At 57.2% G+C, this 21799-nt stretch carries 23 protein-coding genes and 1 tRNA gene; 10 read left to right on the top strand and 14 right to left on the bottom strand.

The features are described 5' to 3' along the window. Window positions 1-69: 69 nt before the first annotated feature. The 4 genes from AC1DY9_RS23250 (at window position 70) to AC1DY9_RS23235 (ending at window position 3078) form a co-directional block, all read left to right on the top strand. Entirely contained in the window at window positions 70-618 is a 549-nt protein-coding gene (locus AC1DY9_RS23250; protein ID WP_477667786.1) for a peroxiredoxin-like family protein, read from the top strand. A gap of 56 nt (window positions 619-674) precedes the next feature. Beyond that, window positions 675-1268: a TetR/AcrR family transcriptional regulator gene (locus tag AC1DY9_RS23245; protein WP_477667785.1), complete on the top strand. Its 594-nt coding sequence runs from the start codon at window positions 675-677 to the stop codon at window positions 1266-1268. A 22-nt stretch (window positions 1269-1290) separates the two neighbouring features. After that, window positions 1291-1584 carry a YciI family protein gene (locus tag AC1DY9_RS23240; protein WP_477667784.1) on the top strand — a complete coding sequence of 98 codons (294 nt, stop codon included), beginning with the start codon at window positions 1291-1293 and terminating at the stop codon, window positions 1582-1584. 180 nt (window positions 1585-1764) lie between these two features. After that, a complete protein-coding gene (locus tag AC1DY9_RS23235; RefSeq protein ID WP_477667783.1) occupies window positions 1765-3078 on the top strand; it encodes a chloride channel protein in 1314 nt (437 codons plus the stop codon). 1108 nt (window positions 3079-4186) lie between these two features. Here the strand turns inward: AC1DY9_RS23235 and AC1DY9_RS23230 are convergent. The 8 genes from AC1DY9_RS23230 to AC1DY9_RS23195 form a co-directional block, all read right to left on the bottom strand. Then, entirely contained in the window at window positions 4187-4444 is a 258-nt protein-coding gene (locus tag AC1DY9_RS23230) for a DUF5985 family protein (protein WP_477667782.1), read from the bottom strand. A 2-nt stretch (window positions 4445-4446) separates the two neighbouring features. After that, window positions 4447-4704: a DUF5985 family protein gene (locus AC1DY9_RS23225; RefSeq protein WP_477667781.1), complete on the bottom strand. Its 258-nt coding sequence runs from the start codon at window positions 4702-4704 to the stop codon at window positions 4447-4449. Between the two features lies 1 nt (window position 4705). Next, a complete protein-coding gene (locus AC1DY9_RS23220; RefSeq protein ID WP_477667780.1) occupies window positions 4706-5092 on the bottom strand; it encodes a hypothetical protein in 387 nt (128 codons plus the stop codon). Further along, a complete protein-coding gene (locus AC1DY9_RS23215; RefSeq protein ID WP_477667779.1) occupies window positions 5089-7323 on the bottom strand; it encodes an alpha,alpha-trehalose-phosphate synthase (UDP-forming) in 2235 nt (744 codons plus the stop codon). Before AC1DY9_RS23215 ends, AC1DY9_RS23220 begins: the two co-directional genes overlap by 4 nt. A 182-nt stretch (window positions 7324-7505) precedes the next feature. Beyond that, window positions 7506-8015, bottom strand: coding sequence for a MarR family winged helix-turn-helix transcriptional regulator (locus AC1DY9_RS23210; protein WP_477667778.1), 510 nt, complete (start codon window positions 8013-8015; stop codon window positions 7506-7508). Between the two features lie 392 nt (window positions 8016-8407). Further along, window positions 8408-8797, bottom strand: coding sequence for a hypothetical protein (locus AC1DY9_RS23205; RefSeq protein ID WP_477667777.1), 390 nt, complete (start codon window positions 8795-8797; stop codon window positions 8408-8410). A gap of 64 nt (window positions 8798-8861) precedes the next feature. Further along, window positions 8862-9110, bottom strand: a complete 249-nt coding sequence (locus AC1DY9_RS23200) for an acyl carrier protein (protein WP_477667776.1) — start codon at window positions 9108-9110, stop codon at window positions 8862-8864. Window positions 9111-9207: 97 nt separating this feature from the next. Next, window positions 9208-10455 (bottom strand): putative Na+/H+ antiporter, encoded by a 1248-nt coding sequence (locus AC1DY9_RS23195; RefSeq protein WP_477667775.1) that lies wholly within the window; start codon window positions 10453-10455, stop codon window positions 9208-9210. A gap of 293 nt (window positions 10456-10748) precedes the next feature. Between AC1DY9_RS23195 and AC1DY9_RS23190 the strand changes: the two genes are divergently transcribed. The 3 genes from AC1DY9_RS23190 to AC1DY9_RS23180 all read left to right on the top strand — a co-directional run bounded on the left by AC1DY9_RS23190 (window position 10749) and on the right by AC1DY9_RS23180 (window position 13488). Next, the gene (locus AC1DY9_RS23190; protein ID WP_477667774.1) at window positions 10749-11078 is read left to right on the top strand and encodes a hypothetical protein; all 330 of its coding nucleotides are present in this window, start codon (window positions 10749-10751) and stop codon (window positions 11076-11078) included. A 523-nt stretch (window positions 11079-11601) separates the two neighbouring features. Next, window positions 11602-12081, top strand: a complete 480-nt coding sequence (locus AC1DY9_RS23185) for a hypothetical protein (protein ID WP_477667773.1) — start codon at window positions 11602-11604, stop codon at window positions 12079-12081. Between the two features lie 183 nt (window positions 12082-12264). After that, the gene (locus AC1DY9_RS23180; protein WP_477667772.1) at window positions 12265-13488 is read left to right on the top strand and encodes a DUF1444 domain-containing protein; all 1224 of its coding nucleotides are present in this window, start codon (window positions 12265-12267) and stop codon (window positions 13486-13488) included. A 426-nt stretch (window positions 13489-13914) separates the two neighbouring features. Here AC1DY9_RS23180 and AC1DY9_RS23175 read toward each other — a convergent pair whose 3' ends face one another. Genes AC1DY9_RS23175 through AC1DY9_RS23155 form a run of 5 tightly spaced genes read right to left on the bottom strand, consistent with a single transcriptional unit; the run spans window position 13915 to window position 18074 of the window. Then, window positions 13915-14442, bottom strand: coding sequence for a helix-turn-helix domain-containing protein (locus tag AC1DY9_RS23175; RefSeq protein ID WP_477667771.1), 528 nt, complete (start codon window positions 14440-14442; stop codon window positions 13915-13917). A 15-nt stretch (window positions 14443-14457) separates the two neighbouring features. Next, window positions 14458-14913: a hypothetical protein gene (locus AC1DY9_RS23170; RefSeq protein ID WP_477667770.1), complete on the bottom strand. Its 456-nt coding sequence runs from the start codon at window positions 14911-14913 to the stop codon at window positions 14458-14460. Further along, window positions 14910-15890 carry an HAD domain-containing protein gene (locus tag AC1DY9_RS23165; RefSeq protein WP_477667769.1) on the bottom strand — a complete coding sequence of 327 codons (981 nt, stop codon included), beginning with the start codon at window positions 15888-15890 and terminating at the stop codon, window positions 14910-14912. Before AC1DY9_RS23165 ends, AC1DY9_RS23170 begins: the two co-directional genes overlap by 4 nt. Next, window positions 15887-16660, bottom strand: coding sequence for a metallophosphoesterase family protein (locus AC1DY9_RS23160; RefSeq protein ID WP_477667768.1), 774 nt, complete (start codon window positions 16658-16660; stop codon window positions 15887-15889). Before AC1DY9_RS23160 ends, AC1DY9_RS23165 begins: the two co-directional genes overlap by 4 nt. A 43-nt stretch (window positions 16661-16703) precedes the next feature. Next, complete coding sequence (locus AC1DY9_RS23155) at window positions 16704-18074, bottom strand: tyrosine-type recombinase/integrase (protein WP_477667767.1); 1371 nt, start codon at window positions 18072-18074, stop codon at window positions 16704-16706. Window positions 18075-18347: 273 nt separating this feature from the next. On the opposite strand from AC1DY9_RS23155, the gene AC1DY9_RS23150 reads away from it, so the two are divergent. The 3 genes from AC1DY9_RS23150 to greB all read left to right on the top strand — a co-directional run bounded on the left by AC1DY9_RS23150 (window position 18348) and on the right by greB (window position 19482). After that, window positions 18348-18424, top strand: a tRNA-Arg gene (locus tag AC1DY9_RS23150). Between the two features lie 192 nt (window positions 18425-18616). Next, window positions 18617-18871, top strand: coding sequence for a hypothetical protein (locus AC1DY9_RS23145; protein ID WP_457282185.1), 255 nt, complete (start codon window positions 18617-18619; stop codon window positions 18869-18871). Window positions 18872-18915: 44 nt separating this feature from the next. Beyond that, window positions 18916-19482 (top strand): transcription elongation factor GreB, encoded by a 567-nt coding sequence (gene greB, locus AC1DY9_RS23140; protein ID WP_457282184.1) that lies wholly within the window; start codon window positions 18916-18918, stop codon window positions 19480-19482. On the opposite strand, the gene AC1DY9_RS23135 is transcribed toward greB, so the two are convergent. After that, complete coding sequence (locus tag AC1DY9_RS23135) at window positions 19479-21725, bottom strand: RelA/SpoT family protein (RefSeq protein WP_477667766.1); 2247 nt, start codon at window positions 21723-21725, stop codon at window positions 19479-19481. The two genes, greB and AC1DY9_RS23135, sit on opposite strands and share 4 nt — an antisense overlap. Window positions 21726-21799: the final 74 nt, after the last annotated feature.

The following is a 21799-nucleotide window of genomic DNA, read 5'->3' as shown; positions in this document are numbered from 1 at the left end:
AATTTTAGTTGCATTAAGTCTGCCATGCTTGATGCCTCTAATGCCTCTATCAACTTCGAAAGGAAAGACATGCTCACACCTCGACAAACCGTTCCATCGCTGGTCGTCCCCACTCTCTCTGGTGAATCTTTTGATCTGGCGAAGGAAGCACCAGACCGGTTCACGCTACTTTGCTTTTACCGCGGCCTGCACTGTCCGGTCTGCGCCGTCTACCTGCGCGACCTGGAAAGCAAGGTCGAGGCCTTCGCCGAGCGTGGCGTACGCGTGCTGGCCTTGAGTGGCGACGACCAGGACCGTGCACGCCAGATGGCGGAGAAGATCGGGGCCAGCAAGTTGCGCATGGGCTACGGGCTACCGCTGGCGACGGCTCGCGCCTGGGGCTTGTACCTGTCCACATCGCGAGGAAAGACATCGATCGGCATTGAGGAGCCGGCGCTTTTTTCCGAACCTGGCGTGTTCCTGGTGCGCCCCGACCAAACGCTCTACTGGCTGGCCGTGCAGTCGATGCCGTTTGCACGGCCGAACTTCGGGGAACTGGTCCAGGCGCTGGATTTTGTGATCAAGAATGATTACCCGGCCCGTGGTGAATACCTTGGGGATCTGGCCGCTGGGGATTGACGAATTAGGACGATCATCCTAATATTGCAGGAATTTCCAGGTCGAACGTCATAATCATGGCCACACCAACCCGCGACAGTATCGTCAACGCTGCAGATACCCTGTTCTATGAACAGGGGTTCGAGCACACATCTTTCTCGAACATCGCGGAGGCCGTGAATATCTCACGGGGCAATTTCTACCATCACTTCAAGACCAAGGACGAAATCCTGACGGCGGTTGTTGCCGGGCGGCTCGAACGCACGCGGGCGATGCTGGCGCAATGGGAGGCCGAGGGCAAAAGCGCCCAAGACCGCGTCAAGCTGTTCATCACCCTCCTGATACGCAACCAGTCAAAGATCATGCGCCACGGGTGTCCGGTTGGCACGCTGTGCATGGAGCTGGCAAAACTCAAGCACCCCGGGCAAAGCGACGCTAACGCCGTCATGGACATTTTCCGGGTGTGGCTGCGACAACAGTTCCAGGAAATGGGCCGCGGCAAAGATGCGGATGCCCTTGCCTTGCATCTCCTGGCGCGCAGCCAGGGCGTTGCCGTGTTGGCGCAGTCACTGCGCGACAAAGACTTTGTGCGGCAGGAGGTAAACCTCATGATTGCCTGGGTCCAGGCTTGCGCGAAACCCAAGAAGGCCGCCACGGGCCGTGCGGATTAGTTTTTTTCAAACAGGAGCGTTCATGTTCTGTATTTTTCTCAAGTTCTCTAGCAACAAAGGCCAAGCCGCAGCTCACATGGCCGGCCACAAGCGATGGATTGACCAGGGGTTCGGGGATGGTGTCTTCCTCGTAACGGGCAGCCTTGCAGGCAACCAGGGTGGCATGGTCCTGGCACACAACACTACGCGTGAGGCGCTGCAAACCCGCGTGGCGCTCGACCCCTTTGTGGCGGGAAACGTGGTCGAGGCGGTGATCGCCGAGATGGCGCCTAACAGGGCCGAAGAACGCCTGCAATTCCTGCTCGAAAATGCCTGAGTTAGGCTCGCCTGTTCCAAGGCCCCATGGAGACCATAGGGACAAGGCATAAGCATCCGGCTGATACGTTTCCGGAGCTCGGGCGGCCATGCGCGGGGATAGCGCTCCTTTGATGGTGATGTCGTTTACATTTGAGGAAATCTATATTGCATTTCTACAAATGTACTTGCCAGGTGCACCATGAAAGCCCATCCCCCATTTCCATCAAATTTACGAAGCGAGATGGCCGACTGGCGGCTTTGGGCCGGGCGCGCCGTCGTATTGGCGTCGGCCGTATTGGCGGGGTTGGCCGTTGTGGCATTTACCTGGCTGACAGAGCATGCGCTGAAGCTTTTTTCCGTTTTTGAAAAGAGCTACTGGTGGGGGCCGTTGCTATGGACACCCGTTTGCACCGCAGCCATTGTCTGGGTGACCAGGCGCTACGCCCCAGGCGCCGCCGGCTCGGGCATTCCCCAGGTCATGGCAGCCTTGACATCCGAAGTACCTGCCGCCTCGCGCGGCTTGTTTGTATCGCTGCGGCTTTCCGCGGCCAAGATGCTGTTGACCGCCTGGGGACTGCTGGGCGGCCTGTCCTTGGGCCGGGAAGGCCCGTCGGTGCAGATTGCGGCCGGGGTGATGTATCACGCCCGTCGCTGGCTGCCTTCGGGCTCCCGGGTATCGGAACAGGGGCTCCTGTTGGCCGGTGGGGCCGCCGGGATCGCCGCGGCATTCAACACGCCATTGGGCGGCGTGATGTTCGCGATTGAGGAGCTGACACGCAAGCCGGAGCAGCGCAGCAACGGCTTGCTGCTCGCGGCCATAGTGCTGGGCGGCCTGATGGCCGTTTCGATCTACGGCAATGCCACCTATTTCGGCGTCATCCACGTTGAGAACATCAGCATGGCATTGCTGCTGCCGGGCTTGCTGGTCGCCGTCTGCAGCGGCTTGGCGGGAGGCTTGTTTTCCAGGCTGTTGGCCGTGTCCCTTGCTGGCACCCCGGACTGGTTCAGCCGCTTCCGGCAAAAGTCGCCCGTGCGCTTCGCGGCAGCTTGCGGTCTGGCTGTGGCCGTGCTGGGCTGTGTAAGCCATGGGGATACCTATGGCGGCGGTTATGCCCATACGCGAGCGATGCTGGAAAGCGGCGGTGAATCTTCGTCACTGTATGCGTTGCTCAAGTTCATCGCCACCTGGATCACCGCCTGGTCAGGGGTTCCGGGTGGAATTTTTGCGCCCTCTCTAGCGATAGGCGGCGCTTTGGGCAACGACATCGCCCAGCTGACAGGCTACGTCAATGCGCCCACGCTGATAGCGCTGGGCATGGCGGGATTTCTGGCCGCCGTCACGCATGCGCCGATGACAGCATTCATCATCGTGATGGAAATGGTCGACGGCCACGGCCTGGTCCTCAGCTTGATGGCCAGCGCATTGGTGGCAAGTGCCGTTTCGCGTCTGGTTAGCGTCCCGCTCTATGCCTTGCTGGCCGACCTGCAGTTACTCCGCCTGCCCAAGGCTTGACGTCTGCTGCAGTCACGCTTCAGGGAAACACCTGATGGCATATACATTTGAACAAATATAATAAAAGCTCCCAATCCGGAAATTTCCCAGCGAGGACTTTAGAGCCTTCAGGGGCTCGAGCCCTCTGGAGGCTCTTTTTTTAGTAGCGAAATTGGGGAACCGATTGAGCAGGCATAAGTTCAATGTGGCCCATCACGGGTTGAGATTTCCGCCCTCTAGAACGTCAAAACCCCAATTTGCTAGCGGAACGCAAGATTCAGGGAACTGGAATTCACCCGATGTCGTTAGCCGAATTTCATCCTTCATCGCCACCCATAGTTGAATGGGGTGCGCTAAGCGTGCGAACAACTTTTTCGTCCTTGAGTACTTCTTTTCTTCATCAGCGCTGGCTTTTTAACCTGAAATTCATCAGCTTGCACGAAGCTACCGCAGTCATTTACAAGGCCATCGAAGGAACCGAACTATCGCGTGCCGCCCACGGGCCTGGGTTGGCGCCGCAAGGTCCATTGAGTTACCTGGCTACACATCTCTTCATGGCTCCGTATCCCATATATGGGAGGAGGTCGCCCTCTTCTAGTCCGATACAACTCGATGGCGACTTGTTGATTGACAGAATGTTCGCAGGGGATGCCACTCAGGTTGTGTATCGCAATGGATCAGGAATAGCTTTCGTAGATTTGTTCATGCATCGCTCTGCCTTCAAAAAAGCAATCCGTTACTACGAACACATGTACAAGCCACCGCAATAGACCGAATCGCAGCTTCGCCCTTGATTTGGATTACCGACACGGCATTTCGTGGAGTTATCTCCTGCAGGTGAATTCTGCTGAACCTCAGAATTGCCTAACCGTATTTAATGAAGACCCGTTCCAGAATTGATTATGCTGCCGCGAGATCACTCAAAGAAGCCGTCGACCGACGAGAAATCCAGAGCTGAAAGAGATCGGCTTGGGATCTACCTAATCGTTGCGCTTTGCGTTGTCGCGGCCGTTGTTGCCTATTTCTTGGCAAGCTTTCTTTTTGTATTTACCCTGAGAATCAAGTGACCTTCGGTCCAAGCTCTTGGGCCGGTCAGGTCACCCGGCGGAATTGGTAGTGCTTTAACACCTCAGCGGGATGGCCGATTCTTCTGCCAGATCGCCAAAAGTATCAACCCGTACGCCACAAGCCGGACGCTGTAGAAAAGCACGCCGTCCTCATGAATGCCGATCAGCAGCCCAAGCACGAAGCGATTGATGGCCTCTAACCAAAATGACAACGCAAAGTACAGGAAAAAGAGATCCCGGGTGTGCCGCCAGAACTTGAAGAAGAAAAGCCCGGCGATCAGCGACGCAACGGCGATGGCGCCCATCAGCATCTGATTCATGGTCAGTCTTCCTCCCAGATGAGACCGAACAGCAGCAAGAGCAGCGCGACCAGCCCGGTGGCGAGCCGCCAGGTGGACAGGTCGACCGCCGGCAGTACGAGCCTGTCGACAACCAGCAGGAAGTTGTTGACGCTCAAACCCGCAAAACACAGCGCACTCCAGAACAGCAAATGGGTTCGGCTGGAACGCCACGCCCGAAACAGCAGACCGAAGCAGGCCAGGCATGTCAAGGCACATAAAAGATAGATGACGGCCGCCATGTCAGGAATCCTTTCGCCAGCGGAACGCGTCCGCAAACTGGTTCGCCCGCCGGTTCAGGCTGGAGTGAATCAAATCGGTGATCGCAAGAAGATTGCTCGCGTAGTGCGCAGCTACCCGATCCAGCAATTCGGCCAACTCCCGCGATGGCTGGTAACGGTACACGCCTTCCATGTCGGGGACACTAGCCGCGATCTTCGCGGTTACTAAAGACTCCAATATCTGCGCCGCCTGGGCCACTGGAACGTAAAGACGGCTGGCGAGTTGGGATGCTGTCCAGGTTGACTCAGCATCGCGTCGCATAAGGAGAAGCGCCTCGATATAGGGCACCGACGGCACGCTCGCCAGAACGAACCGCCGAACATCGTCGGGAAGTGGTTCGCGGTTCATTCCAGTCGGTGCCTCTGTACCCGTTGCGCAATTCGCTCGCGCAGCCGCCAACGCGCCGCGTCGGAGAGCATCCGGCCCGCCCAGCGGTAAACGTTGAATTCCCGCACGGTGGTGCGCAGGCTGGCCATGCGCTCGCGCTGCTCGCCTTCTGGCATCAGCAACGCCTGGTGCAAGGCGTCCGCCGTTTCTTCAACATGATAGGGGTTGACGATCAGGGCCTCGGGCATCTCGCGCGCTGCGCCCGCAAATCGGCTCAAAATCAACACGCCACGCTCGTCATCCCGCGCCGCCACGAACTCTTTGCACACCAGGTTCATGCCATCGTGCAAGCTGGTAACCAGGCAAGCATCGGCAGCTCGGTATAACTCATTGACGGCTTCGTGGTCATGGTGCTGCGCCAGCAGCCGGATCACGGGCCCGTCGGGCGTGCCAAATCGGCTGTTGATACGCTCCGCCACCTGCCGGATCCGCTCCTGAAATGTCCGGTACTCCTCCAGCACACTGCGAGAGGGAGCCGCCACCTGCACAAATGTAAAGCGGCTCAGCCATTGCGGGTGCTTCTCCAGCATGCGCTCCACCGCATAAAGGCGCTCAAGGATGCCCTTGGTGTAGTCGAACCTGTCAACGCCAACGGCCAACCGGTGCCCCTCCGGAATGGCCAGGCGCTTGAACACGCTTCGCCGGCATTGCTCGACCGCAGGCCAGCTTTGGCGCTCGGTCTCATCCGGCCAGGCAATTGAGATCGGATAGCTCTCTACGAAGGTGTCCGCTCCCTGATAAGAGATTGTCGAGTGCTCGTGTTCGATCCGTGCTTCCAGGTACCGGTCAACTGTCTCAATGAAGTTTTTGCAGTGAAAGAGAGTGTGGAAGCCCAGAATCGTGCTGCCAAGCATGCCCTGCAGAATCTCACGCCGCCAAGGGCAGATGCCAAACGATTCGGGATTGGGCCAGGGGATGTGCCAGAAGGTCAGGATGGTCGCCCTTGGGAGTTTGGCCCGCACCATGGCGGGCAACAGGGCAAAGTGATAGTCCTGCACGAGCACGACCGGGTCCTCGCTTCGCGCCTCGGCTACCACCGCGTCGGCGAACCGTTGGTTGACGGCGCGGTAATGATGCCAGTCCGACTCGCGGAAGATCGGTCGCACGTGCGCAACGTGGCACAGCGGCCATAACCCTGCGTTGGCGAAGCCGTAGTAGTAACCCTGCTCTTCCTCTTCAGTCAGCCAGAGCCGGCGCAATACGTATTCACTCTGCCCCGGCGGCAAGGCGACGCGATCGTGACTGTCGACCGTTTCCCTGTCGGCGCTGCCGCTGCCGTGCGCAATCCAGCTTCCCGAACAGGCTCGCATGACCGGCTCAACGGCGGTGATCAGTCCGCTGGCGGGGCGTCGTACGACCACTTGTCCATGCTCCCGATCATGAATGTAGGGCTCGCGATTTGAAACCACGATGACCTGATCGCCGCTCAACTGGGCGCGCAGAAGCGACTGCAGCCGTTGCGGGTCCCACTCGGCCTCCGGCCCGTGCGACCGCCGATACTCGTCCTCCAGATCGCGCAGGCGGGCGCGCAGGTCGGCTGCAAGCGGGGCGAGTTCCGGTGCGGTGCCGGCCAACGGGCGCACGAGGCCTTCTCCGCGCAGGAGGGCGCGGGTGCCGGACACCCATCCGCGCCAGCTCAGCTGGGCTATGACCATCGTTGCAAGGGCAATCACGCCACCCAGGCTGGCAATGAGGATGATCAGGTACTGCCGCGTGTCCTTGCTTCGCCGCTCGATAAAGCTGAGATCCTGCAACAAGACCAATTGCCCGACATTGCCAGACTCCGCCACGACGGGATACACGCCCACATGAACCGGGCCGCCGCCAATGCGCAACACCGGGTCGGGCTCGCCGGCAATCTGGCTGGCTCGCGCGCAGTCCAGGTCCTTGGGAAACGTAGAGGTACTGTCCAGCAACTTCATGCCCTGGGAACACACGCCGATCGCGACCAGTCGCTCGTCTTGCACCGCGCGATTGAACAAGGTCTGCAGCTTGCGGCCGCGCAGGTCGGGCAAGGCATCCGCGATCGACTCGGACAAGGCGTTTGCCACGAGCGTGCCGCGCATATTCAAATCGCGCGCGAACCAGCGAAGTGTCAGGCGGTCCATCAGCGGAAGTGCCAGATAGGCGGCCGCCGAAAGGATCACGACCAGCGGGACTAGAAACCGCAATTGCAGTCGGAAAGTCTTCATGCTTTAGCGCAAACCGGCAACGCGATGTTCATTTTCGTAATTATATTGGTGCAAATATATATAACGGAACTTGAACTGAAGCTGCAGCAGCAGCAGCAGCAGCAGCAGCAGCAGCAGCAATATTGAACCTGTTTGCCTTCGATCGGCAGTCTTGTCGAGGTGCCCCGCCGGGGCCGGTGTGATCAGGCGTCGGGCTGCCCGAGTGGGATGTTTGCCGCGCGTTTGTCCACCTTTAGAGCTTGGATTACCTTGTCAAGGTCCCGGTTGAGCCGAATGAGTGCTGGCGTGTCGAGGCTTGTGAGAGCTTCAGGAAGTACCCCGGAAAACGGACCTGGAGCGCGCTTCAAGATCTTGAGGCCTGCTGGCAAAACGCGAAGCGTCGAGGCACGCCGGTCGATGTCGGACCGCTCAACTTCAATCAAGCCCCCCGCGACCAATGCCTTTACCAGGTTGCTTGCCGTAGACTGATGTACATCCATCGCAGCTGCGAGTTCGCCGACCCCGATGCCGGGGACGTCGCGCACCACACTCAGAGCCCAGAGCTGCGCGCCTGCCAGCCCCGCTTTTTTCTCCACCTCGCGAAAATGCGTCTTTACGGCGTTAAAGATGAGTCGGAAGCGGCGCAAGGCCTCAGCCGCGGGGTCGTTGTGAGATAGGTTTCGACCTTGAGATTTGGCTACGGCTTTAGGCATTTGGATTGGATCATATGACGAGCGCCGAATTCTGGAGAAACTGTCCCGGCTATGAGCCCACGCTGTTCCACACCATTGCAAAAGGCGCATGGCAGAGGCATATACATCCCTGCATTACAGAGAAAAGTAGTTAAGCTTGCGGTGAATCCTGTAAAGGATTCACCTGCTTGTCTTCCCTCCCGGATCGAGCAGGTATCTTGCCGGCGCGCTGCAAGGCGCGTCGGCTTTTTTTCCTTTACTCTGGCGAGCCTCCGGTATCGCGCTGAACACGTCGAACGAATGCCAAGGCTCGTGCGCTGGATCCCTCTGTCGTCAAACGGCGAAGGGCAACGGGACCAAGAGCGCCTGGTCCAGCGTTAGATTTTCGTATCTATTGTGAATTGCTGTCGGCTCTAGCTTTTCAACTTCGCGAAAAGTGTCCCGTCCTGCTTGATCCAATAGTGACACTCGTAGAAAGCGCGGCAGTACTTAAGCTGAACTTCACTTCTCGTGATGTTGACCGAGAAATTCTTGCCTTCCAGGTATATCTGTGGGTCTCGAGTGATAAAGCCATACTCCCACCCCTCCGAGTTCGCCGCGAGCCATTGGCTTATTGCCTGACGCGCAGGATCGTTTTCTTCAAGCGTGCGTACTTGGACAGGCTGCCCCGTTTCATGGCGGGACAGACGTAATGCTTCGTTTTTAGGCAATGCGTAGTCCACCTTGCAACCGGCAATGAACACGGGCAATAAAAAGGCTGCTAGCAGCAACCCTACCTTCGATTTGCGAATGTTCTTGTTCACAGCCTTATCGACCCTCATGGGTGCCAAATTAAAGTTCTCATGGCAAGGCCGACTGCAAAAAACGCTAGTGATGGGCTGCCGTGGAAGCCGGCAGCAGCGGTGCAACGAGCTGGGCCATTGCGCCAAGGGTGCGAGGAGGATTGGCCTCATTTGGAAGCTGGATTCCAAACTGGTCCTCTATTTGAAACAGAAATTCGATCACGGCCAGTGAATCCAGCCCAAGGCTTTCCAGGGTCGCGTCCGGCAAAAGCTTGTCCTCGGTCAGGTCAAACGTTTTTGCAAAAAGTGTCAATAACTCGCTATTCATGGCCATGCGCACCTCAGACGTTCTGCCTTTCAATGAGATGGGATATTAACATTTCTTTACATGTGTTTACGAGCCAGAAAAGTACCGAGTCCTCACTGCACGGCTACAGCAACAACATCGCGGCAGCAACAGCCGTGGGCAAGGCGGCGCCGAGCAGCAATCCGCCAGCTCCGATGGATTCGTCATTGAAGCCTTGCTTGAGCAGGGCTACGCCGGCCGGGTTGGGGGCGTTGGCAATTACCGTCAGGCCACCGCCAGCCACTGCGCCGGCCACCAGCATGTATTTGCCCGGATCGCTCATGCCCTCGATCAGCGAACCAAGGTAAGTCAGCGCCGCGTTGTCCGTGATCGCCGTCAGGCCCAGTGCCCCAAAGAACAGCGCGGTCGGCCCCAAGCTTGACACGATGGGCTGCAGCCACCATTGCTGCAAGCCGCCGAGCACCACGAGTCCTGCCAGAAAGAAACCCACCAACAGGGCTTCCTTGAGAATCAGGGGTGTCTGGTAGCGGGCATACGCCTGCGAGAAACCCAGAAACAGCAGGAAGATACCGATAAAAACCACGGTGTGATGTGCAAACGCCACGACAGCGCCGAGAAAAGCCAGGTGAATGAGGCTGACGATAAGGGGAACCCGTCCTTCGGCGGCTTCGGATGGTTCTGTGGCATCTGTCAGGTGTCGGTGAAGCAGCACGGTGATCGCGGTGGCATTGATCACAACGGCAATTGCGGCTTTCCATCCGAAGGTGCTCGCCATAAATGCGCTGTCCCAGTTCCAGGTGGTGGCCACCATGAGCACTGGTGGAGCGGCGAATGAAGTCAGAGTGCCACCCACGGAGATGTTCACAAACAGGACGCCCAGGGCACCGTATTTCAACCACTCGGGGATCCCGGGCCGAAATACCACCGCGCTGAGCATCAGGGCTGCAAGGGTCATTGCCGCCGGCTCCGTGATCAAGGATCCTATCAGTGGCACCAAGGCTAGGCACAGCCAGACCTGAGCGACAACGGCCCGAACCGGCACCAGCCTGGCGACCACCGCCACCAAAGCCTGAATGATTTCCAGGACCGGCCGGGACGCCGCCACGACCATGATGACAAAGACAAACAGCGGCTCGGTGTATTGGCGCGACTCGGCATAGTTGATGGCTTCAGAGCCACTGACCATGACTGCCATCACCGAAATCAGCACAATGGCCCAGAACCCGAAGACCACCTCAACCTCACCCATCAGGTGGAACAACCCAGCGTGACGAGGGTGCCGGTTGGCCAGCCGCTCGAAGAACTTGGTCGAGAAGGTATGCACAAGGGCAATGCCAAAAATAACGGCGGCTACGGTTTCAATATCAGGCATGCAGATGGGTTCCAATAGAAATAGGCAAGCGGTAGCAGGAGTCGGTGGCGATGGTCAAACACAACGGAATCGCCTATTTGGACCACGCTCGTCCATATTGGAGGCGATCACCAGACTGTCCGCCTAGAATCGATTTGCGGAGTTTGGTAATTTTTTATCGACCTGAGTGAAACTCAAAATGGGCTGTAAGTCTTTGAATAACAAGCACTTGGCTGGGTTTTCAGGGGCTAGGTTATACCGCAGGCGCGATGTTATACCGCAGACCTTGCGGTATACATTACGTTAGAACGCAAATGCCTACGATCCCTGAATTTCTAGCACTCTTGCTTATGGCGACATACTTCGCCGGCTTTGGCTGGCATTTCTCCCAAGTCGCCAGGCTGTGGTCAACTCCCGAATACGGCGGTGCGCGGTATGGGAGAGAATTTCTGTTGGCGCTTGCGTATGGGGTCTTCCTATTTGCAGCAGCGTTTCTAGCCGACGCCTATGAGATTCCAGATGAAATTCGCAAGAATGGAACACTTATCGCCGCTATCCTTTTGCCTGTTGGGTGGCGTTTGAGGGCCTGGAGCAACAAGCGAAAGGGCGCGGCCTCATCCAATGCTCAGCGGACTCATGGTTGAGGAGAACAAATTGCCTTCTACCCCGGCGTTCAAGCGGACCTGAGCAAAGAGTCACGCAGGCCGCTTAACTCTACGTTAGACCGTATGGATACCGTCCATGAATTTCAGCGCCGCAGGGCGATGGCGAGAACCCGTCAAGCGCGAGCAGTATGGTTTGTGCCGGGATTTTTTGTCGGAGCCGTTGCATTCGGCTTTGGGTTTATGCAGCCGCTCGCGATCACCCTTTGCGCAGTGTGCGGCGCCGGATTCTTCGCGGCTTCCTTGTGGGCGCAAGGCATTCTTCGTTGTCCCAATTGTGGTCAAAAGCCGCTGAGTCCGGAAGTCTTGAAAGATCGCAACCGCAGGTTTGAAGCAGACGCTGTGGCCTGCATACACTGCGGGGCACGTCTGAAGTGAGGAGGCAATGCGGTCTAACCGGCCGATCGAGATGAACACGCACCGGCAGGTCGCCGCAAGGCGCGCGGGAGCATACTCTCGCGGCGCAATGCCGCTGCGTGCCGGTCAACTCCACCGTTAGGTCTCCATGAGCCCGGTTTTGGCCTTCGTTGCGTTTGTCGGTTTCGTCTTAGCCGCGATAGTGCATGGAGCATCAGTCGTAGGCATTGACGTCTCCGAACGCTTCGAATTGGTGTGGCTTCTGCACGTCGGAATGTTGGTCGTCTTCATTCCATTCGTGATCTCCAGCCGAAAGTTACTTGGAGCCAGGCCCACCTTCTCGGACTGGCGGTCCATCTTTCCACGCTGGGTCGTGGTCGTTTGTGGAGTGGTGTTCATTTACGCCATGGTCAACTTTGCCATCTACTTCGCAACTGCACAGACCGGCAATGCGTCGATTCGAGGCGGCAAGTATGTTGTGAGAGGCCATGAAGTCACTAAGGTTGAATACGCGGCGTTCAGGGCAAACCGCCTAAGGGGATTCTCAGGCCACTGGCTGGTGTTCTATCTTTTGCCGTTCGCATACTTCGGGTTCAGGAAGGAACCGGGAATTGGCGACATCATTTAGGCCACGCGCTTCTGAATGATGACCATTTTCTCCAGCCGTATTTGTGGAAGCTCCCCCAGCCACGAATCCTACATTGTCCTCTCTGAAAATCGGATTCGCCAAATTTCATTGCGCGGGAGTTGGCAGCAGCCCGCCGCCGGATTGCTCTGATAGAGTTGCCCAAAACATATTGGGAGTGATTCTTTGTTCGGTCTAGAAAAAATATTCAACAAGCCACCTACCAAAAACAAGTTCGCCGACCTGGCAAGTGAACGGCTCAGGCAAGACCTCCCTCATCTAAGTTTCACCTACGACGAAGGGCAGTTCTGCCTCCGCGGTGACAATGGCCAGACGCTGTACCTCACCAATTTCTACGAAGACTTTTTGAAGAGCGACAAAGCAGCCCGCGCCGACCTGATGTCTCGATTGAGCAAGGTTGCTGAGGTGCCCGCGATACTCAGTGATTTTGCCGAGGCGCGCGACAAGCTGCTGCCTGTCTTGCGGTATATGCCGGGCCTGGAATTAACCGTACTGGACGCGATGGGCTGTGCGCTTGCGGAAGCGGATACCTGGAACATGCGCCCATTCGGCTCCATTTTGGGAATTGGCGTTGCCTTCGATACAGAAACGGTGGTTCAACAGGTCGGAGCTACGGCCTTCTCCGATTGGGGAATGTCTGCCGATGAGGCACTGGCTATCGCCACAGACAATCTCCGGCACAAGGCACCGCCATCTTTCACGCAGGCCATTCCGGGAACCTATGTCTCCCAATATGGCGATCTTTACGATGCCGCACGCATACTGCTTCCAGAACTCGCGTGGCAACTGGAGCTGAATGGCAATCCAGTGGCAATGGTCCCCACCAGGGAATGTCTGTTGATCACGGGCGACAAGGATGAAGCTGGTCTGGCTTTGTTGATGGCGCTGGCCAAGGACCGGATGGAGGCGACCTCCCGTCATCTTTCTCCGGAAATGTTCCGCCTGGAAGGTTCGGAATGGACTTCCTGGCAGCCTGAAGGCTCGAACCTCAACGAACTCCGTACCATGCGCCTATCGCACCGCTCTGGTGACTACGATGCGCAGAAAGAGGCACTCTGCCGGTTGTTTGAGAAGAAGGGCAATGACGCATTCGTCGCAAGCTTCCAGGCAGTGAAAAGCGCAAGCGGCGAGGTACTGACCTATTCAACCTTGAGCCTCCGTCTGCCAACTGTCTTGCCTCAGTCCGAACTGGTTGCACTTGTCGATCCAGGAGCGATTGGCGACGGTCCAAACAACCAGCCGTTTGTTGTTAAATGGGAAACATTGGCGGAAGAGCTTGGCGCAGATTTGGTGAAGCTCCCCTATGTCTTGCCGCGCTATAGCGTTCTATTTGACCCCACGCCTGACCAGCTCGACAGGTTGCGGTTGAAGGCTGTGAGCTTTTCCTAACGGCGCTACGGTATGAACATTTGAAAGCGGTAGGCAATGGACGATGACAAAGGAGCCAACGTGCTCAAGCCGCAGCAGCGATGGCAAACAAGGGTGCTAATCAGGGCGCATCATTTGTTAGCGATGGGCGCTTTCATGGCGATAGTCACTTTATCTTGGGCGGATCAAATCCTAAAAGCGCTTCCGCTCAGGATCGTCCCTGACGAGGTGAAAGACCCCTCTGTGCTAATTCGGGTCGCAGTGTGGTTTGTGACCCGTTCACCTGGCATACAAATAGGGATTTTTGTTGCTTCGTTCGCTTGGTATCTCTATGCAAATCTTCAGCTCTCACGCTTGAGCACCGAACAGAAACTACCCCTCGGTGTAGTCTAGCGACGTTGAACTCCGTCGAATTTGAAGTGAGCCCTGGTACGCAGTGGACGCTGCTCACAGCCAAATTTCGCGAACAGTATTCACGGCTCTGGCCATGTCGCGCATGTGCTGCCAGAACTCGACGCGATTGACACCGGTCTGGTGATGTAACTGCTCAATCACGTCAGCAATCAGAGAAATGGGTGCCTCCTCCAAGAATGTGCGCACATAAGGTCGTAAATTCTTTGGGTAAGTTGTAGTGAGGAGCGCCGCCCCCAGGGCCTCGGCATCGACTACTTCCTTAAAGCTCGTGCTCGCCGAGCGAGCGGCAATCTCCAGCGCGGGCATTCCACCTTCCCGCTGACGCCTTGTCGATCGTGGATTTGAAACGTGGACACGTAGCCCTATCACCGAAAGCAGGCGCACTGCATGGGCCCAATCGAGTTCGCCAATGGATCCGTTTTCCAATTGCTCCACGATAGCTGGCGACAAGCCGCACAGGTCCGCAACGCGCTCCTGGGTTAAGCCCATGTCGGAACGACGGGTACGCGCCGCCAATCCGATCGCAGCAAATTCATACATGTCTTTGCTCGCAGCAAGCATTACCTTCGATATTCTCTACCATCGCACGCGCGAAATCTCTTCGTCTACTACATCGAGAAAGATCTCGGTCCGTTCCTCGGGCGTCAGCGTGTCATATTCGGGCGGCATGCCGCCCAGCAGCATTTCGATGGGAGTCAGACCGGCATATATCTTCTGCGGGCTCCTCAGGAAACTCCAGAGCAGGGTCGAGTTGACATCGGCTTCAAGGTATTTCTGGATGGTTTGTTTCAGCAGCGATTTGTCCAGGCGCTCATTGAGCTGAAACGCGGGATAGCGCCGGTCATCGACTCGGGCTGGTGACGAAAGAAAAATGAATTCGCCGGCGACCGCGCCTTCATAAACCGCCTCCGGCGAACACTTCAGATGATCCGCCATTTCTTGGGCTGTCAACACCCCATATAGATGTGCAAAGCGGCCACGGTTCTCGCTACCGATAGTTGGCCGGGGAGGTTCGACATTTGGCGCGGTCATGGCATGTCCTTTCGCTCGCGCAGCAACTGGCGCAACCGCCCCTCATCCGCGGCTACAAATCCCGTTGCTGCATTTATGACCATCAAGTTGTTGTTGAAAGGGCGAAACAAAAACGCCTTGTCGTCCAGGGCGAGCCAGTGCGGGCTGTAAGGCCTGTTGGCACGCAACCAGGCGATGCACTCCCATTCCCGCGGGTACAGCTCCAGGCCATCCGGAAACTGTCGAGGGTCCAGATCCTTGGAGTCAGGCGTGACTCCGACGATGCGCTCKGATATGTCGTAAGAAAAATAATGCTTCAGGGTGTCGCCTGCAGAGTCCAATGGAAAGCGAAGGCGCCAGGTTGTTGTCAACACGATGTCGACTTCCGGGAAATCACGCAGGATTTTCTGGAGCCGATCGCGGTTACARAAYYTGCTCTCCCTATCGCAAACGTCTGGATGGAGGACGCCATCGAAGTCAAGAAACAGRGTCATATATTCCTTACTGGTGTCCATCGGTTGTCTCGTGATCCGCGTCAGGTGCTCGCGGAACACGTCTTCATCGGACGGCATGAATCCGASGCCTYTATTGATCGGCATAAGGTTGACGCTGCCGGGTGAGAACCACCAGGCGCGGTCATCTAAAGCCATCCATGGAGTCCAGGCTGGCCGATTCGATTTAAGCCATTTCAGGCATTCGGCCTCGCGCGGGTAGGGCAGCGGAGCCAGACCTCGCGATTCACGCCGGCCTAAAAATGGCGTGACTCCGATGACCCGTGAGGCGATGTCYGGGGAAAAATGCCGRCGCATGTTCGATACRGCWACCGCTTCACCKTCATTGAACCAATCGAGRCGCCAGTCYGAGGAAATGACGATTTCGACGGAAGGGAAGTCCCGCAGGATTGCTTCCACGAGAGGGAGCTGAGACAGTTTTTTTTTAGCCATGAGTGGCTCCGGATGCAGYACCCCGTCGAAGTCAAGAAAGAGAATCGGGCTCATGGCGGCGCGTTCTTGAAAACGTCCAGGTATTTTTGCCGGAAGTCCCGCTGCGCATCCAGCTCGCCGGGGACGATCACGGTGGCGTTTCCGTCCGCGTTGATGGCGGTAATACCCCGCAAGCCAACGCCGAAACTCCTGAAGCCCTGCTGACCCCATCGGTCGGAGCTATCCAGGTTATCGTGGTGGTGCCCATGCACTGTCACCTTGGCACCCATGCTTTGCGCCAGGGTGTCCAGGATTTCAAAGCCGTTGTTGTGATAACCCGGCGCCTCGTGGGTGATGAGGATGTCCGCCTGCATCAAGGACAAACAATCCAGCTCGTCCGGATAAATGGTCGACCAGTGTTGGCGCGGCACGCCACCCTGCCAGCGGTCCTGCTCGGGCGTGGACCGGACATGCTCTTGGCGATTGCGGAATTTGGGCGGGGTAGGCAGGCCGGGATACCAGACGCTTTCCCGGAACACGCCGCCCAGGCCGGCGATCTGGATGCCATTGGGCAAGGTCGCCACCCGGCCGTCGAGGTTTCTGTCTGCTAGCTGGCTGCCCCAGAGGTGATTCCAGTTGCGCTCGCTGTCGGTGTCGTGATTGCCGTGGATATACCAGAGCTTGTCGGCAATCGGGGCCAACTCCTCGTGCAGCGGACGCGCCGGCTCTATGTCCCCCAGCAATATGACGGCTGATGCGCGCAACTCACTCGCAGCCCCCAGAATGTGGCCGAATTGCCCGTGCGGGTCGCCGCACAACAAAACGATGTCGCCGTGGGAGGGCACAGTTTTATTTCCTAGGTCGTTCTTCGTTCTGTCTTGGTACAGATCAGGTGTTGGCAGAGCTTTGCGGATGGTCCGTTAATGTAGACAGGTGCCCTTCCCAGAGCTGCAAAACGTCCCGCTTTTCACGCATGTAGTCGTGCCGGTCATAGTGCTTGTTCTGAACACCACTAAGACCGTGAGACTGGAGTTGTGCGCGATGGTCTTTAGAGACGCCCAACGACGCCAATTTTGTTTCGATAGTGCGACGAAAGTCTGAGAATACAAATGGCTCAGTACAAAGACCGTCAACCTCCATTTCGTGGCGGATCCGTATGACTTCTTTGGAAATGGACCCGGCATTGAGCGCGGTGCCTTGCCTGGAGCCTGGTAGCAAGTAAACTGAGTTGACACTCATGGCGTAGCTCATTAGCCAACGAACTTCTTCCTTGGCCTGAGGAAGGAGGGGAAGAAGATGCTGTCGTGCCGTTGCGCGCCGTCCTTTGCTATCAAAAAGTAAGATTGTTCCGGCTTCAAGGTCGATCTGAGGAAGCTTGATAGAAACCACCTGTTCACCGCGCTGTCCGCCTAAAAGAATGCAGAGGCGTAGGCCCCTCATCGGGATAGTGGGCATCATCCTTGATTGAATGCGCCGCCAAGCAGCCCTGAGTTCGCTGTCTCGCAGGTAGCGTGTGCGAGGTTTCGTGTATTGCGCTAGCGGATCGATCCCGGAGATGGGATTTGATTCGATTCCATAGTCAAGTTGTGATCTGGGTGCTGACGGATCTAACTTTGCTCTTAGTGCGCGCGCATAGGCCGCGTGCAAATAAGTACGCATTTTTGCTGCGGTTCGACCGGAGGAACTGCTGATGACGTCTCTCAAAAAGTCAGTGAAAGTCTTTGGCGTGATTTGCCGCGCAGGTTGATTCGCTAGTTCAGAGGGCGCAATAAAGCGCTCCACATGTTGAGACACTTCCTTCGCGGAGACTTTGCCGGTGTCTTTTAGATGCTGTGCGTAGGAACGACACATTTGAATAAGCGAAAGATTTAAAGGCGCCGGTGTTGCGGGTTGCGGCAGAGTCGGAGGTGGAGTCATTGCTAGGACCACCGGCACTTGGGGGGCAGTTCTAGCCAAATCGATGAAAGGTTGTTTGTAATAAGAGGCTGCTAGCTTGGACGCTACATCGCGTGCTTGGCTAATAGTCAGGTATCCAGCTTCCGTTGTTCGGGAATATCGCCCCAATGGAATTGCTGTTGATCGGCCGGGAGCACGCGGCGGCCGATAGTAGAAGCGCTGCACTCCGCCCGCAGAGACCCGCAAAACCAAACGCCCATCGCCGTGAGCGCCATGGTCATCACTTAACCAAAGATCGCAGCCTGTGGACTTGGCACGTTCGGTTGACGCTTTGATCCTGCTCGGGGTAAGTCGTTGGTGCATGGTTAGTTTTACAAAATAAACGGTTGCAGATTTCGTGTGAGTTTCGTTGCACTTTCATCCGCCAATGTATGCCCGCCAAGAAGTAAAAGCTAGCTAAGTGACTGTTTTATAAGGATATTTTTAAATCCCCTTGATGCTGTGTGAACCGCTCTGAGCCGAATTGAGTCGATACGACCTTGGATTTGCAATCCCCTGGTGTGACTCATAATCCTTTGGTCGAGTGTTCAAGTCACTCACGCCCTACCATTTAAATAAGCTATAATTTGAGGCTTAGCGGCTGTAGCTCAGTTGGATAGAGTACTTGGCTACGAACCAAGGGGTCGTGGGTTCAATTCCTGCCAGCCGCACCACTTTCTTAAGTGATTTCAATAGCTTAGAGGCTCATCCCTCTAGGCTATTTTTCTTTCCGGGGGCCGCTTTAGGGTCCTTTTTCATACCGTTGCCAGCGCGATAGTGGTTTTCCTGGGACTGGGCGGCGCCGGACGGGCTGTACGTCCAACAAGAGCTCCGCTATTCTGGAAGCCTAATTCCGGAGGAGAAACATGGGATCACTGAATGTCGAGGACCACGGCGAGTGGCTCAGTTTTGGCTTGTCGTACGCGGGCAGCACCATTCCCGTCAGGATTTCGCGCGAGGCGATGGAGGAGTTCTTCGGCGCCGTGCCTGGGCCGGATTCCCTGAAAAAAGCGTATGAACAGGATGCTGAAATGATTCACGCCCGGGCCGCTGATCTGGTTGTGGCGGGCGTGAGCTACACGCCTGAAAATCCCCTCGTGCTGAAAATGGAAGATTTCTAGAGACATTCACGGCCGGCAGCCATGAATGCTATGGTGGCCGGAGCATGAACAAAGCCTTTACCAAAGAAACCGAGCCGGAGGATGACGAGCCGACGCTCGCGCCCCTGCCTGCAGGTGGCAAAAACTACATCACGCCGCAGGGCTATGAGCATCTGCGCAGCGAACTTCTGGACCTGATCGACAGCGAACGTCCCAAAATGGTGGAAATCGTTCATTGGGCTGCCAGCAATGGGGACCGCTCCGAAAATGGCGACTACCACTACGGTAAAAAGCGGCTGCGGGAAATCGACCGGCGAATCCGGTTTTTGACGCAAAGACTGGAAATTGCGGAAATCAGCAACCCGTCGGTGCACCGCGGTAGCGACCAGGTTTTTTTCGGCGCGACAGTTGCCTATGCCGATGGCGAAGGAGTCGAGCGAGTCGTGACCATTCTCGGCATTGACGAAGCCAACAGCGCCCAAGGACAGATCAGCTGGATATCACCTGTTGCCCGAGCGCTGCTCAAATCGCGTGTTGGCGATGAAGTAAGTCTCGTGACTCCGCAGGGTGTACAGACGCTCGAGGTACTGAAAGTGGACTATCCCGCACCGGACAAATCGACAGCTGATTAGCCGGACGATTTGGCGCGTTGCACCCGCAGTACGGAAGGTGTGCGTTTCACGCTGCGCAAGGCGGAAGCCAGGTGGATGCGGTCGCGCACGGCCACGCCGAAGCGCAGGTCCGTGGCGTCATGCGAAGGCTCTTGGCCCATGTCGACATGGGTAATGTCCGCCTCGGCACTGGCCAATGCAGCCGCCACTCGCGCCAGGACCCCTTTCCCATTGGAGACGGTGACCAGGAGGTTTGTTTCAAACGTCCGCACAGGCTCGTCGGACCAGTCCACGGCGATAAAACGCTCGCTGTCACGGTGCTGCAGTCGCTTGGCGACAGCGCAGTCATCAGTATGTATCACCAGACCTTCACCGCGGCCCAGGTAGCCCACGATGCCGTCGCCAGGAATCGGGCGGCAACAGGGGGCAAACTGTACGGAGGCGCCTTCACTCCCATCGATCACCAGCGCGCCTTGCGACACAGACTCATGGGCGGTGTAGCGCTCACGGCTCATGAGCAGGGCATTGGGTTTTTCACCGGTTTCGGCAAGCAGGGTGACGATGCGCTTGGCCACCATGCTGGCGATCCGTTTGCCCAGCCCGATGTCGGTTAGCAGATCGGCACGTGACCGGTTGCCGGTAAAACGCAGGATCTTTTCCCAGGTGGCGTGGTGGGCTTCATCGTCGTCGGGGAGACGTTCGCGTTCGATGCCCTCGGCGCGCAGCGCCTGGGCGAGCATTTTCTCGCCCAGATCCTGCGACTCGGAAAGCGCCATGGTTTTCAGATGGTGGCGTATTTTGGAGCGGGCTTTCCCCGTGCGTACAAATCCCAGCCAGCCGGGGTTGGGGCTGGAGACCGAAGCCGTGATGATTTCGATCACGTCGCCGTTATGCAGCTCGGACCGAAGCGGCACCTGTTCGCCGTTGACTTTGGCCGCTACGGCGCGGTGCCCCACGTCACTGTGAATGGCGTAAGCAAAATCCACGATGGTCGCGCCACGCGGCATGGCCATGATCTGGCTTTTCGGCGTGAACACATAGACCGCCTCGGGAAACAGGTCAATCTTGACGTGGTCCCAGAACTCGGCCGCATCGCGTGTTTCCTGCTGGATGTCGAGCAGCGATTGCAGCCACTGTGTCCCCAGCCGCTGCGAAGCGTCGCCATCCGGGTCGGTGGCCTTGTAAAGCCAGTGCGCCGCGACCCCGGATTCCGCCACCACATGCATGGCTTCGGTGCGCATCTGGAACTCGATATTGGTACCGAAGGGGCCAACCAGCGTGGTGTGCAGGGACTGGTAACCGTTGATCTTCGGGATTGCGATGTAGTCCTTGAACTTTCCGGGCAGGGGTTTGTAGAGCTGGTGCAACACCCCCATGGCCGTGTAGCAGGCCGTCAGGTCTTTCACGATCACCCGAAACCCATAGAGATCGGTCACCTGGGCAAACGAAAGGTGCTTTTCATCCATCTTGCGGTAGATGGAATACAGCGTCTTTTCTCGTCCCGAGATCATCACCGGCACATGGGCACCGGTAAAGGCCGATTCGACCTCTCCCTGCACCCGCTTGATCACGTCGCGTCGGCGGCCGCGGGCCTTCTGCAACGCCTTGGTCAAGGTGGCGTAGCGCCAGGGGTGCAGGTGCTGGAAGGAAAGGTCCTGCAATTCCCGGTAAGTCGTGTTCAGGCCCAGGCGGTGGGCGATGGGCGCGTAAATGTCCAGGGTTTCGCGCGAGATTCGGGTCCATTTGGCGCGCGGGACATCGCCCAACGTGCGCATGTTATGCGTCCGGTCAGCCAGCTTGATCAGGATGACCCGCACGTCGCGTGCCATGGCCAGCAGCATCTTGCGGAAAGACTCAGCCTGGTTTTCTTCCCGGGTATTGAATTCCAGCTTTTCGAGTTTGGTCAGCCCGTCCACCAGTTCAGCCACCGGCGCGCCGAAACGCTCGATCAGCTCGGGCTTGGTGACGCCGCAGTCTTCAATGGCGTCATGCAGCAGGGCGGCCATGAGCGCCTGTGCATCCAGCTTCCACTCGGCGCATTGTTGCGCGACGGCGATAGGGTGGGTGATATAGGGTTCGCCGCTGTTGCGCAGCTGGCCCAAGTGGGCCTCATCTGCAAAGCGATAGGCGCGGCGGACATTGTCAATGTCGGCAGCGCTCATGTAGTCGAGTTTCGCCGTGAGCGCAGCAAAGCTTGCCGCTGCTGCGTTGGCGGCGGCGGGGGTCGACTTGCTGGAAACAACAGGCGAAAGCATGGCGCTCATGCCTTAAATGTATCGCGGCATGAATAAATCATGAAAAAAATGGACTTTATGAGGCCATAAATGAAAAAAGCACC

The sequence above is a fragment of the Polaromonas sp. P1_F6 genome (genome assembly GCF_056405695.1).
This window is presented reverse-complemented; position numbering and strand designations above follow the sequence as displayed.